This window comes from Mitsuaria sp. CC2, assembly GCF_048957715.1.
Classification (GTDB): domain Bacteria; phylum Pseudomonadota; class Gammaproteobacteria; order Burkholderiales; family Burkholderiaceae_C; genus Roseateles.
Map to the genome: position 1 here is coordinate 120,163 of NZ_JARVXN010000011.1, position 13,053 is coordinate 133,215.

A 13,053-nucleotide genomic window follows, 5' to 3' on the forward strand; every position below is an offset into this window, starting at 1 on the left:
CATCATAGCCAGCATGATCAGTGAAGTTCGGGCGCAGACGCAGAGCTGGCGCGAAGGAATCCGGGAGCTCGGACGCGAGTTGTTGACGTGGCCGTATGCGCGCACGCTGCGTTTGTTCGTGCAGCGCTTCCGCGCGAAGCGCCTGGGCCTGACCGCCGGCAGCCTGACCTTCACGACGCTCATCTCGCTGGTGCCGCTGCTGACCGTCGCGCTGGCGCTGTTCACCGCGTTCCCGATGTTCTCCAGCTTCCAGTCCGCGCTGGAGAAGTACTTCCTCAAGTCGCTGATCCCCGACAACATCGCCCGCCCGGTGCTGATGTCGCTGACGCAGTTCGCGGCGAAGGCGAACCGGCTCGGCGTGGTCGGCCTGGTCGTGCTGGCGGTGACGGCGCTGTCGCTGATGCTGACGATCGATCGCACGCTCAACCAGATCTGGCGCGTGCAGCGACCGCGGCCGATCGCACAGCGGGTGCTGGTGTACTGGGCGGCGCTGACGCTCGGGCCGCTGCTGCTGGGCGGCAGCCTGACGGTCACCAGCCTGCTGATCTCCGCCAGCCAGAACCTGGTGGACAACATGCCGCGCGGGCTCGTCGTGCTGCTCAACAGCGTGGACCTGCTGGTGCTCTGGGCCGCGATCGCGGGGCTCTTCCATTACGTGCCCAACACGGACGTGCGGTGGCGCCATGCGCTCACCGGCGCCGCCTTCGTCGCCGTGGCCTTCCACCTGGCGAAGCTGGCGCTGGCCTGGTACGTGAAGCAGGTGCCGACCTATTCGACGCTCTACGGCGCGTTCGCGGCCGTGCCCATCTTCCTGATCTGGATCTACGTCGGCTGGTCGATCGTGCTGCTCGGCGCCATCCTGGCGGCCAACGCGCCGGCCCTGGCCGGTGGCGTCAGCGTGCGGGCCAACAAGCCCGGCATGCAGCTGGCGCTCGCGCTGGACGTGATCCGCGAACTCGACGCGTCGCGCACCGGGGGCGAATCGGGACTGTCCATGATCGGCCTCTCGCAGCGAATGTCGGTCGACCCGCTGCAGCTGGAGCCCGTGATCCAGCACCTGCAGAAGCTGGACTGGATCGGGCGCCTGGAGGAGGAGGGCGCGCAACGCCTGGTGTTGTTGTGCGACCCCGCCTCGACGATCGCCGAACCCCTCATCCGCGCGCTGCTGGCGGACCGTCAGCAAGGGCTGGCGGCGTTGTGGGAGAACGCCGGCTGGGAGCAGACGACCGTCGGCACGCTGATCGGGCGCGTGACGCCCGACGTGATCGCCATCGCGTCGTCCGCCGCGATCGGCGGACAGGCCGTGTCCGCGATCGCCCTGACGCCGGCGGCGTCGTCGACGATGCCGGCTAGCGCAGGTAGGTGACGGCCACGCCGCCGATCACGGCCAGCAGCGCCACCACCGAATAGATCGCGCGCCGGTACGGCGGCTTGGGCCGCGTCGCGCCGGTCGGTTTCATGCCGTACTTGGGTGTCGCGCCCAGCGGCAACGCCGCCTTGTCGATCAGGGGGGTGGAACGGTGCTCGCGCGCTCTTTGCTCGGCCACGCGCAGACGCGCGGATCCATCCAGCAGCTGCAGCTGCTTCGCCTGGGTTTCGGTGTCGATGGTGGCCGGCTGGGTCGGGGTAGGGATGTGGGGATGCTTCTCTGAAAACGAGCGTTGCTGCATATGGACTGCCTTGACTACGCTCCCTCGCCTCCGCGAATGCGGCCCATTGTCACGACCTCGTCGCGCGGGTCAAGTAACAGGAGGTAGGGGCGGGCGAGGGGAAAGCCGCAGGCTCGCCCAGTCAGGCGTGCAGCACGACAAGCAACGCGGTCGCCGCCTTCTTCGACAGGTTGCGGATCGCATGCGCGCCGTCGACGGCGTAGCGTGCGGTCTCGCCGGTCTTGACCGTCTGGCGGCTACCGCCCGCGGTCACCTCGAGTTCACCGCCCAGCACGCTCAGGTGCTCGCGCGAACCAGGCTCGTGCGCCGCCGACTCGAGCGCGCCGCCGGGCTGCACGGTCAGTTCGTACCATTCGAAATTGCCCGCCAGGTCGATGGGGCCGAGGATGCGCAGCCGGCACAGGCCGTCGGGACTCGACAAGGCCGGCGTCCCGTGCGACGCGACGACCTCGATCGTCGGCGCGGCGGGTCTTTCGCCGCCCAGCAGCTCCGACAACTCCACCCGCAGCGCATTGGCCAGCCGCCACACCACGGCCACCGTGGGATTGGCCTGGTTGCGCTCGATCTGCGAGAGCATGGACTTGGACACGCCCGCTCTTCGCGACAGTTCGTCCAGCGACAGGCCTTGCGCTTGCCGCAGGGTCTGCAGCGTGGCGCCGACTCTGGGCGGTTCGAGTTTTTCGGAAGGGTTGGCGGACATCGGCGATGACGTTACGGTTGGGCAGGGCGGCGACGCCTTGACCCGGTGTCGACCTTCCTTGATACTGCACGGCTGTTCGATATAACGAACACGTTCGATTTAACGGATTGTGCCGCAGGAGCACCGCATGACCAACATCGTCCCCCCGTCCACCGACGACTTCTATCGCCACCTGCAGAACGAGCTGCAGGGCATCCGTGACGCCGGCCTCTACAAGAGCGAACGCATCATCACGGGCCCGCAGGGCGCGATCGTGACGACGAACGACGGCCGCGAGGTCATCAACCTGTGCGCCAACAACTACCTGGGGCTGTCTTCGCATCCGCAGGTCGTGGAAGCGGCCCATGAGGCGCTGCGCACGCACGGCTACGGCCTGTCGTCGGTGCGTTTCATCTGCGGCACGCAGGACATCCACAAGGAACTGGAACAGCGCCTGGCGCGCTTCCTGGGCACCGAGGACACCATCCTGTACGCGGCCGCCTTCGACGCCAACGGCGGGCTGTTCGAGCCGCTGCTGGGCGAGCAGGACGCCATCGTCAGCGACGAGCTGAACCACGCGTCCATCATCGACGGCATCCGGCTGTGCAAGGCCAAGCGCTTCCGCTACAAGCACAACGACATGGCCGACCTGGAGGCGCAACTGGTCGCCGCGCGCGCCGCCGGCGCCCGCCACGTCATGGTGTTCACCGACGGCGTGTTCTCGATGGACGGCACGATCGCGCAACTGGACAAGATGCGCGAGATCACCAACCGCTTCGGCGCGCTGCTCGCGATCGACGAATGCCACGCCAGCGGCTTCATGGGCAAGACCGGTCGCGGCACGCACGAGCATCGGGGCGTGTTCGGCAAGGTCGACATCATCACCGGCACCCTGGGCAAGGCGCTGGGCGGGGCCTCGGGCGGCTTCACGACCGGCCGCAGGGAAGTGATCGAACTGCTGCGCCAGCGTTCGCGGCCCTACCTGTTCTCCAACACGGTGGCGCCGAGCATCGTCGGCGCGTCCATCGCCGTGCTGGACCTGCTCGAAGGCAGCACCGCGCTGCGCGACAAGCTCGAAACCAACACGACCTACTTCCGCGAAGCGATCCAGCAGGCCGGTTTCCAGATCAAGCCGGGCACGCATCCGATCGTGCCGGTGATGCTGTTCGACGCCGTCAAGGCGCAGCAGTTGAGCGCGCGCCTGCTGGAACTGGGCGTGTACGCGGTCGGCTTCTTCTATCCCGTGGTGCCCAAGGAACAGGCCCGGGTGAGAGTGCAGATCTCCGCCGTGCATGAGCGCGAACATCTGGAGAAGGCGGTCGCCGCCTTCGCGCAGGCGGGCCGCGAGCTGGGCCTGGTGAAGTAAGCAGAGTCAGAAGCAGATCCCCATGACGAAGATCCTGTTGATCGGCGCGAACGGCCAGATCGGTTCCGAACTGGCGGTGGAGCTCGCCAAGCGCCACGGCAACGCCAACGTGATCACCAGCGACGTGGCGCCGCAGGGCCGCGTGCCGCAGCTGACGCACGAGATGCTGGACGTGACCGATGCGGCCGCGCTGGCGGCGGTGGTCAAGCGCCACGGCATCACGCAGATCTACCACCTCGCGGCGGCCTTGTCGGCGACCGGCGAGAAGCACCCGATGTGGGCCTGGGATCTGAACATGAAGGGCCTGCTCAACGTGCTGGAGCTGGCGCGCACGGAGAAGCTGGAACGCATCTTCTGGCCGAGTTCGATCGCGGCCTTCGGTCCGCAGACGCCCAAGCGCGACACGCCGCAGACCACGGCGATGGACCCGTCGACCGTCTACGGCATCTCCAAGCTGGCGGGCGAGGGCTGGTGCCGCTGGTACCACGCCAACCACGGCGTGGACGTGCGCAGCCTGCGCTACCCGGGCCTGATCAGCTGGAAGACGCCCCCGGGCGGCGGCACGACGGACTATGCGGTCGAGATCTTCCACGAGGCGCTCAAGCACGGCCGCTACACCTGCTTCCTGAAGGAAGACCAGGCGCTGCCGATGATGTACATGCCCGACGCGCTCCGCGCGACGCTGGAGCTGATGGAAGCGCCGGCGGAGCGCATCACCGAGTGGGGCAGCTACAACCTGGCCGGCGTGAGCTTCACGCCGGAGCAGATCGCCGCGTCGATCCGCCGCAGGATCGCGGGCTTCGAGATCGACTACGCGCCGGACTTCCGCCAGAACATCGCGGCAAGCTGGCCCCAGTCGATCGACGACTCGGTCGCGCAACGCGACTGGGGCTGGAAGCTCGGCTACGACCTGGATGCGATGGCGGACGACATGCTGGCGTCCCTGAAGGCGCAGGGCTGATCAGGGCTGCGCAGGGCTGCTCAGATCGCGCTTCATCCCGCCTGTGAGGACGGTCTCATGGTCCAGGTAGGGGATCTCCGGGTCGGTCAAAGACATGGTGTCGAATTCCTGTTCGTCGGCGCGGTCCTGATCCGCGCATTCATTTTCGGAACTGGGCGTTGCGAGGGAGTCGATCTCCCCATCTTCGACGTCGCTGCCTCTGGCTGTCCGGCCCAACGCCCTGGAAGAAGACGAGGCTCCAAGCGCGAGTGCCAGAGCGTCTCGATCTCGCGGTTCGACGTGGCTTGTGCCGTTGAGCGAGGGAGACGGCAGAGTCGTCGAGGTCCGAAGGCTCGACGTCGGATCGCCGGTCCCTGACAGTTTGGCCTCTCGATCCGAGGTGGGAGATGTCGCGTCATGAACCGGCACGGTATGCGAAGAGCTGGTGACTTGCATCGGAGAAGGCTTTCAGTTGTGAATCGGATAGGCCGCCCGTCGAATCGTTGATGTGGCGCCGAAGGGTGGGGTTGGTGGGGCAAGACTCCACGCGAGTTCCCGCGAGACAATGGCGCCGTCGTCGTTCCGACGAACCTGCTGAGTGCACGCATGTCCCGACTCGCCACCGAATTCCAACGTCTCTACGCCTCTGGTCCTGAAGGGTCGGTGCGCGCGCTCGTACTCGATGTCGGGCGCCCCTCGGACTGGGAATTGCTCGGCGCCGTCTGGCGCGGCGTGCAGCTCGATCTGTCGCTGCCTGCACCGGGCATCGCCATCGCGGGGGAGAACAGCTACCAGCTGTGGTTCTCGCTGCAGCAAGGCTGCTCCGATGTCGAGGCGGGCGTGTTCTTCGACGGGGTGAAAGCGCGCTATCTGAGCGGCGTCGCGGCGCCCCGGATCCGCTGCCTGAAGGAAGTTCCTGTAGTGCCGGCCGAGGTCAGGGAAGGCCAATGGTCCGCGTTCGTCGCGCCGGACCTGGCGCCGGTGTTCGTCGAGGCGACCTGGCTCGACATCCCGCCCGGCGTGGAAGGACAGGCGGATCTGCTGAAGTCCCTGAAGAGCATCACCACGCAGGCGTGGCGGGAGGCATTGGCGCAACTCGCGCCGCCCACGCCGCCCACGCCGCAATACCTGGCACCCGCATTGGCGTCGCCGTCGTCCGACGTCGCGCCGGTCTTGTCCACCCATTCCCCGGCGACCGCCTTCAGCGATCCGCGCGCGTTCCTGCTCCACGTGATGAACGATGCGACCGTGCCGATGGCGCTGAGGATGGAGGCGGCGAAGGCGCTCTTGCCGCGCACCTGATCGCGCAAGCGAACGTCACCCCGACAACGTCAACACCCCGTCCGGATACCTGGCGCACATGAAGTCCACGAAGGCCTTGACCTTCGGACTCGCGAGGCGGCGCGAGGTGTGCAGCACCCACAGCTCGACCTCCTTGCCGCGCACGTCGCCCCATTGGACGAGTTCGCCGCGCGTCAGCTGGCTCCAGACGATGGACTGAGGCAGCAGCGCGACACCCGCGCCGGCGATCGTCGCGTCCCGCACCATCAACATGGACGACAGCCTCAGCACCGGCCGCGGCGCGAGCGTGAGGGCGCCGCCGTCGAGCGCCCAGACTTCGCCTTCGCGCGTCGTGCTCACGACCGCGGGCACCTCCACCGCCGGTTCGTTCGACGCCGTCTTGCCGGACTTCGTCTCTCCCGAGGCCGGCATCGCGAACGCCGGCGCGGCGACCGCCACCAGCCGGTCCTTCGCGAAGCAGCGTCCCACGAGCGCGCTGTCCATGCGCGGATTCGGCCGGATCGCGACGTCGAATCGTTCGTCGACGAGGTTGACTACGCGATCCTCCCCGACGACGTCGACCGTCACCCCAGGGTGCAGCGCACGGAACTCGGCACTCAGGCGTCCCATCGCGAGCTGCGAGAACAGCAGCGGCGCGGCGACGCGGAGCTGTCCGCGTACCTGGTCCGACCCCTCCGCCGTGGCCGTGAAGGCGTCGGCCACCTCGTTCATCGGACCTTCCGTCCGGCTGAGCAAGGCCTGACCCGCTTCGGTCAGCTCCAGCCCCTTGGTGCTGCGTTCGATGAGGCGCACGCCGAGCTGCTCCTCCAGATCGGCGACACGCCGCGACAAGGTCGCTTTCGACCGTCGGCTGGCTCGGCTGGCCCGCCCGAATCCGCCGTGCGTCGCGACCAGGTTGAAATCCGCCAGCGCGTTCAAGTCCATGTGTTCCACCGTTGAGACAGCAGGTATCGATTTTGGCGTCTGTGTTGATGAAGCGCAACGGACTATCGTTCATCCATCGCAACCCCTGATGGAAAGAACTGAACCATGACCACGCACACCGATTCCCTGCAATCCTCCTCCAGCATCCTCGTCACCGGCGCCTCCGGCACCATCGGTTCCCTCGTCGTCCAAGGCCTGGCGCGCCAGGGTGCCTCCGTGAAGGCGCTGGTCCGCACGCCGGGCAAGGCGCAACTCCCGCCAGGCGTCGCCGAAGTCGTCGCCGACCTGTCCGACATCCCGTCGATGCGCGCGGCGCTGTCGGGCGTGCGCACGCTGTTCCTGCTCAACGCCGTCACGCCGGATGAAGTCACCCAGGGCCTGCAGGCGCTGAGCCTGGCGCGCGAGGCCGGCATCGAACGCATCGTCTACCTCTCCGTGATCCACGCGGACGAGTTCGTCGACGTGCCGCACTTCACCGGCAAGCACACGGTGGAGCGGATGATCGAGCGCCTGGACCTGCCCGTGACGGTGCTGCGCCCGGCCTACTTCATGCAGAACGACGCCCAGGTGCAGTCGGTGGTCGAGGGCTACGGCGTGTATCCGATGCCCATCGGTGAGGCAGGCGTGGCGATGATCGACACGCGCGACCTGGCGGACGTCGCCGTGGCGGAACTGCTCCGGCGTGACGCCGCGCCGGGGCCGCTGCCGCGCGTCACGCTGGAGGTCGTCGGCCCCGAGGAACTGACCGGCGCGTCCGCGGCCGGGATCTGGGGCCGCGCGCTGCAACGGGAGATCCACTACGGCGGCGACGACCTGAAGGCCTTCGAGGCGCAACTGGCCCAGGCGATGCCGTCCTGGATGGCCTACGACATGCGCCTGATGATGGCCCGCATCCAGCAGCAGGGCATGAAGCCGGCGGCCGGCACGACGCAGCGCCTGGAAGCCCTGCTCGGACGCCCGCTGCGGCGTTACGAGGACCTGGTCAAGGAATTGGCCGGCGCGCGCTGAATGGCCTGAAGCCGCCGCGGTGGGCTGGGACGGCCTCAGCTCGCCGCGGGCGTGTCCGGCACGACGATCGATTCCCCGATCGCGTAGAACTGGCCGCCCGCGATGTCGTGCAGCGTGCGGCAAGACCCGGCACACCAGCCACGCGGCGCAGCCGTCCACCGGCGCGAGGAGGCGTTCAGACCGGTGCGGGCGGCGAGGTCTGTCCGGGCAGCAGGCCTTCGGCGCGCAGGCGCGACAGGACGTCGAAGAGCAGCTCGCTCTTGATGCCGTAGGCCGCGCGCGGCGAGTTCACGAAGCCCGACGCGTTGAGGATCAGGTTGGTCCCGTCGACGCCGTCGAGCTGCACGTTCGGGGCCGGCGTGGAGAGCACGCCGCCGTGCGCCTGGAAGGCCGACAGCACCAGCGCCTTCACGCGGTCGGTGTCCGTGGCCAGCGGCATCGGCAGCTTGAACTGCACCATGCCGAGCGACTCGCCGTAGGTGACGTTGCGCACGATCTTGGTGATGAACTCCGAGTTCGGGACGATCACCGTGGAGCGGTCGCCCATCTGGATCTCGGTGGCGCGCACGCTGATGCGGCGGATGTCGCCCTCGACGCCGGACAGCGAGACCCAGTCGCCGACCTTCACCGGCCGCTCCGCCAGCAGGATCAGGCCGGAAACGAAGTTCTGCACGATCGATTGCAGGCCGAAGCCGATGCCCACCGACAGCGCGCTGGCGACCCAGGCCACGCTCTGCAGGCTGAAGCCGACGGCGGTCAGCGCCGCGGCGATCGCGGCGACGGTGCCGACGTAGCCGAACAGCGTCGTCGTGGACGAGCGCATGCCGACGTCCATGCGCGTCGTGGGCATGTAGCGCTCGGACAGCCAGCCCTTGAGCAGCCGCACCGCGGCCAGACCGACGAAGAGCACCGCCAGACCTTGCAGCAGCTCGATCGGATTGAGCGTCAGGGTACCGACCTTCAGGCCGTCGGCGAGGCTGCCGGACCGGCGCACCAGGTCCATCGGCCCCTCGCCGTAGGGGGCGAGCAGGAGCAAGAGCGCGAAGAAGGCGATCGAGATGCGGCAGACGGCGGACAGCAGCAGCGCGGTCTGCTCGCGCGTGCGCGGCGGGGCGGGCGCGTCGTCCTTTTCGGCGGTCTTCTTCTCGCTCTTGCCGTCGCCCGAGGCCGCGGCGGGCGAGGGCGCGAGCAGCGTCATGAACAGGTCGTCGACCACGACCGTGAGCAGGTAGGCGGCGCCGATCACGATGAGCGCCCACATCACCTGGTTGAGCACGAACATCGCCAGCGACACGAAGCCGGTCATCAGCGCCAGCGTCGCGCCGACCAGCGTCAGCCAGGCGGCGGCGCGCAGCACCGACAGCCAGAGCGGCCGGATCGTGAGCTCGGGGAGCTGGCCGGTGCCGGCGTCGGCGACGGCGTCCTGGTCTTCGGTCTTGCCGCCGGCATGCCGTCGCAGTTGCGCGATGGCCGCCCCGAGGACGGCGATGAAGGTCAACGACGCAAGCGTCTGGACGGCGCTGCCGCCGGGGGCGCTGAGGTCCAGCGCCGCCGCCGTGCGGGATGACAGCCAGCCCAGCACCACCGCCGCCGCGAGCGTGCGCGGCAGCCAGGCCAGGCGCGATGCGGCGACGTCGGGGACCGGCAGCAGCCGCCACGACGGTTTGCGCGCCATCAGCAGGGCGGCGCCCAGACCGGCGATGAAGCCGCCGAACCAGACGATCATCTCGGCCGTGTCCAGCCATTGGGCGAGCGAGCCGGGGCCATCTGGCGCGCCGTCGACGAGGCTGCCGGTCAAGGTCAGCACCAGGCCGTGGGCGATCAGGCCAGGGCGCAAGGTGCGTAGCGTCACCTCGCTGACGGCGAACAGGGATCGACGCAGCCGTCCCGGCGGAATGCGCGTCGCGCACAGACGGGCGGTCAGCCGACGGGCGCCAAGACACAGCACCAGCCACGCCGCCACGGCGGCGATGAAGGTCGCCCAGGCCGAGGCCGGAACCGAAGACCACAACGCGCCGAGCTCGATGCTGAACGCGCGGGCGCGCTCAACATCCGCCACACCATCGGTGCGCAGCGAACGCCAGAATCCCGATTGAAGAAGGGACGGCACGCGCTCTCCGAGACGGGCGCTCAGTTGCAGCCTTTGCGTCTGATCGGCATTGCGCTGAAGGCGGTCGGCCTGTCCGGTGATGTCGTTCGCGACCGTCACCAATCCGCCGATCGTCGCGACCTCGCGCGTCAGTTGCGCGCGCAGTTGCGCTACCTCCCCCGTCTCCTTCACGTCGGCCTGCGGTTCACCCAACTGGGCCAGCCGGGCCTTGACGTCGTCCAACTGAGGCCGCAGCGCGGACTCCGCCGCATCCGCGCGCGACTTCACCCGCGAGACCTTGTCCTTGAAGTCACGCTGCTCCTCGACGGACAGTTCCTTGCGTTGTTTCGCTTCAAGCTGCCTGATGTCCGCGCGGGCGAGGTCGAGCAGCTTCGCCGGATCGGTGGGTTCGGGCGCCGGGTCTTGTGCGTGGGCAGGCAGCGCGGAGAGCGCGAGCGCCGCCGCCACGCAGAGCAGCCATGTCGCGAAGATCCGCGACACGTCCGCGGTGAGGTCCTTGATCCGTCGCATCGTGAGGCGTGGAAGGGCCGGAAGTGGAGGGTGGGCCAGGAGGGCAATCCATCTGCCCGGTTGAACGTTTGGCTACATCGGCATCACACCCCGGCGGCGATTTGCCCCGCAGTCGACTTTGGTCACTGGCCCCGAGCGGACAAGTCCCTACGCTCGCGTCCGAGCACCTTCAGGGAGAAACGACATGTTTGTGTTGCAAGTAGGCGCGGAATGGACGCAGCAGATCAACCGGCTGCGGGACACCTTGACCGATGACAGCAATTTCATCCGCCGCGACAACAGCTTCTTCCGCCTGTGCCGCAACAGCGGCCGGACCGTCGAGGTGGCGTTGCGGACCTCGCGCCTCACGCCGGCCACCGACCTGGTGCTCAGCCTCCAGGAGAGCGACTTCTACATCCATCGCATGGGCGGGCAACTGGTCTTCAACAACGGCCAGTACCCCAAGGGCGGCATCCTGGAAGGGCTGACGCCCACGATGCTGTCGCTCGACGGCGCGATCCAGGCGGTGAAGAAAGACCCGACGTCCGGCGCACTCTTGAAGGACCGCACGCTGATCGCCTTCTGCGTCGCCGAGTCGCTGCGCAGCGACACCGTCGCGATGAGCATCGACTTCATGCAGAAGCAGTCGACGTCCAAGGTCCTGGGGCTGGACCCGGCGGCGGAGATGGTCCGGCTGGTGCGCTTCGCCCAGAACTGGGGACAGGCGAGCGACACGATCCGCGACGCGCTGTCGGACAAGGGATATGAGATCGCCCTCAAGCCGCGCGGTTTGATGAACCTGGAGGAGCGCCGCTATTCCGAGCGTGTCGACTGGAGCCGCATCGACGCCCGCGTCGAGGACGTCGCCGGCGGGGTCAAGGCCTTGAAGCTGCCGAAGCCGGGAACATCGGCCAGGGCAGGCAAGTCCGGCAAGCGCTGAGTCGGGCGCTTTGCGTCCAATGGGCCGGTGATCCGTCGGGTTAGCGCCCGCGCGGCCCCGGCGCGCGCGGGCAACGGGTAGAGTCAGCCTCAACGTTCACGAGGACCTGCCATGACCACCGCTTCCTATCCCGATACCCGCCTGCTGATCGCCAACGAATGGGTGGACGCCGCCGGCGGCAAGACCATCGACGTGCGCAACCCCGCGACCGGCACCGTGATCGGCAAGGTCGCGCACGCCGGCAAGGCGGACCTGGACCGCGCGCTGGCGGCGGCGCAGAAGGGCTTCGAGGCCTGGCGCAACGTGTCCGCGCATGAACGCGCCGCGACGATGCGCCGCGCCGCCGCGCTGCTGCGCGAGCGCGCGCCCGAGATCGCGAAGCTGCTGACCCAGGAGCAGGGCAAGCCCGTCGCGGAAGCGAAGGTGGAAGTCCTCGCCGGCGCCGACATCATCGAGTGGTTCGCCGACGAAGGCCGCCGCGTCTACGGCCGCATCGTGCCGTCGCGCAACCTGGCCGCGCAGCAGCTCGTGCTGAAGGAACCCGTCGGCCCGATCGCTGCCTTCACGCCCTGGAACTTCCCCGTCAACCAGATCGTGCGCAAGCTCGGCGCGGCGCTGGCCACCGGCTGCTCCTTCCTGGTGAAGGCGCCGGAGGAAACCCCCGCATCGCCGGCAGCGCTGCTGCAGACCTTCGTCGACGCGGGCGTGCCGCCGGGGACCGTCGGCCTGGTCTTCGGCGACCCGCATGAAATCTCCAGCTACCTGATCCCGCACCCGGTCATCCGCAAGGTCACCTTCACCGGCTCCACGCCGGTCGGCAAGCAGCTGGCCGCCCTCGCCGGCGCGCACATGAAGCGCGTCACCATGGAACTCGGCGGCCACGCGCCGGTGATCGTGGCGGAGGACGCGGACGTGGCCCTCGCGGTCAAGGCCGCCGGCGCCGCGAAGTTCCGCAACGCCGGCCAGGTCTGCATCTCGCCGACCCGCTTCCTGGTCCACAACAGCCTCAAGGACGAGTTCACCACCGCGCTGGTCAAGCACGCGCAAGGCCTCAAGCTCGGCGACGGCCTCGCCGACGGCACCACCCTCGGCCCGCTCGCGAACGAACGTCGCGTCGTCGCCATGTCCAAGATCGTCGCGGAAGCCCGCGAACGTGGCGCCAAGATCGCCACCGGCGGGGAACGCGTCGGCAACGCGGGCAACTTCTTCGCCCCCACCGTGCTGGCCGACGTGCCCCTGGACGCGTCCGTGTTCAACGACGAACCGTTCGGGCCGATCGCCGCCGTGCGTGGGTTCGATACGCTGGAGGAGGCCATCGCGGAAGCCAACCGGCTGCCGTTCGGACTCGCAGGTTATGCGTTCACGAAGTCGATCAAGAACGCGCACCTGCTGGCGCAACGCATGGAGGTCGGCATGCTGTGGGTCAACCAGCCCGCCACACCGTCGGCCGAAATGCCGTTCGGCGGGGTGAAAGACTCGGGCTACGGCTCGGAAGGCGGCCCCGAAGCGTTGGAGGCCTATCTCAACACCAAGGCAGTGTCGCTGCTCGGGGTCTGATCGGAGATCACGCCGAGAGGCCAGGCGCGGGCTCTCCACGGGGCATGGGGCCTCGCGTCCGCGAACCC

Annotated in this window: 11 protein-coding genes; 7 read left to right on the top strand and 4 right to left on the bottom strand. The window is 68.5% G+C overall.

The features are described 5' to 3' along the window. Positions 1–13: 13 nt before the first annotated feature. Entirely contained in the window at positions 14–1,366 is a 1,353-nt protein-coding gene (locus tag PV762_RS06460) for a YihY family inner membrane protein (protein WP_421034203.1), read from the top strand. On the opposite strand, the gene PV762_RS06465 is transcribed toward PV762_RS06460, so the two are convergent. Continuing rightward, entirely contained in the window at positions 1,350–1,670 is a 321-nt protein-coding gene (locus PV762_RS06465; RefSeq protein WP_421034204.1) for a hypothetical protein, read from the bottom strand. The genes PV762_RS06460 and PV762_RS06465 overlap by 17 nt on opposite strands. A gap of 121 nt (positions 1,671–1,791) precedes the next feature. Continuing rightward, positions 1,792–2,370 carry a helix-turn-helix domain-containing protein gene (locus PV762_RS06470; protein ID WP_421034205.1) on the bottom strand — a complete coding sequence of 193 codons (579 nt, stop codon included), beginning with the start codon at positions 2,368–2,370 and terminating at the stop codon, positions 1,792–1,794. Between the two features lie 127 nt (positions 2,371–2,497). On the opposite strand from PV762_RS06470, the gene kbl reads away from it, so the two are divergent. The 3 genes from kbl to PV762_RS06485 all read left to right on the top strand — a co-directional run bounded on the left by kbl (position 2,498) and on the right by PV762_RS06485 (position 5,957). Then, positions 2,498–3,715 (top strand): glycine C-acetyltransferase, encoded by a 1,218-nt coding sequence (gene kbl, locus PV762_RS06475; protein ID WP_421034206.1) that lies wholly within the window; start codon positions 2,498–2,500, stop codon positions 3,713–3,715. Between the two features lie 22 nt (positions 3,716–3,737). Then, entirely contained in the window at positions 3,738–4,676 is a 939-nt protein-coding gene (locus tag PV762_RS06480; RefSeq protein ID WP_421034207.1) for an NAD-dependent epimerase/dehydratase family protein, read from the top strand. Positions 4,677–5,261: 585 nt separating this feature from the next. Next, positions 5,262–5,957, top strand: a complete 696-nt coding sequence (locus tag PV762_RS06485) for a hypothetical protein (RefSeq protein WP_421034208.1) — start codon at positions 5,262–5,264, stop codon at positions 5,955–5,957. A gap of 15 nt (positions 5,958–5,972) precedes the next feature. On the opposite strand, the gene PV762_RS06490 is transcribed toward PV762_RS06485, so the two are convergent. Next, positions 5,973–6,881 carry a LysR family transcriptional regulator gene (locus PV762_RS06490; RefSeq protein ID WP_421034209.1) on the bottom strand — a complete coding sequence of 303 codons (909 nt, stop codon included), beginning with the start codon at positions 6,879–6,881 and terminating at the stop codon, positions 5,973–5,975. A gap of 105 nt (positions 6,882–6,986) precedes the next feature. Here PV762_RS06490 and PV762_RS06495 point away from each other — a divergent pair, with 105 nt between their 5' ends. Next, positions 6,987–7,889 (top strand): SDR family oxidoreductase, encoded by a 903-nt coding sequence (locus tag PV762_RS06495; RefSeq protein WP_421034210.1) that lies wholly within the window; start codon positions 6,987–6,989, stop codon positions 7,887–7,889. A gap of 175 nt (positions 7,890–8,064) precedes the next feature. On the opposite strand, the gene PV762_RS06500 is transcribed toward PV762_RS06495, so the two are convergent. Beyond that, entirely contained in the window at positions 8,065–10,509 is a 2,445-nt protein-coding gene (locus tag PV762_RS06500; RefSeq protein ID WP_421034211.1) for a DUF3772 domain-containing protein, read from the bottom strand. Positions 10,510–10,693: 184 nt separating this feature from the next. Between PV762_RS06500 and PV762_RS06505 the strand changes: the two genes are divergently transcribed. After that, the gene (locus tag PV762_RS06505) at positions 10,694–11,428 is read left to right on the top strand and encodes a hypothetical protein (RefSeq protein ID WP_421034212.1); all 735 of its coding nucleotides are present in this window, start codon (positions 10,694–10,696) and stop codon (positions 11,426–11,428) included. A 111-nt stretch (positions 11,429–11,539) separates the two neighbouring features. Further along, positions 11,540–12,985 (top strand): NAD-dependent succinate-semialdehyde dehydrogenase, encoded by a 1,446-nt coding sequence (locus PV762_RS06510; protein ID WP_421034213.1) that lies wholly within the window; start codon positions 11,540–11,542, stop codon positions 12,983–12,985. Positions 12,986–13,053: the final 68 nt, after the last annotated feature.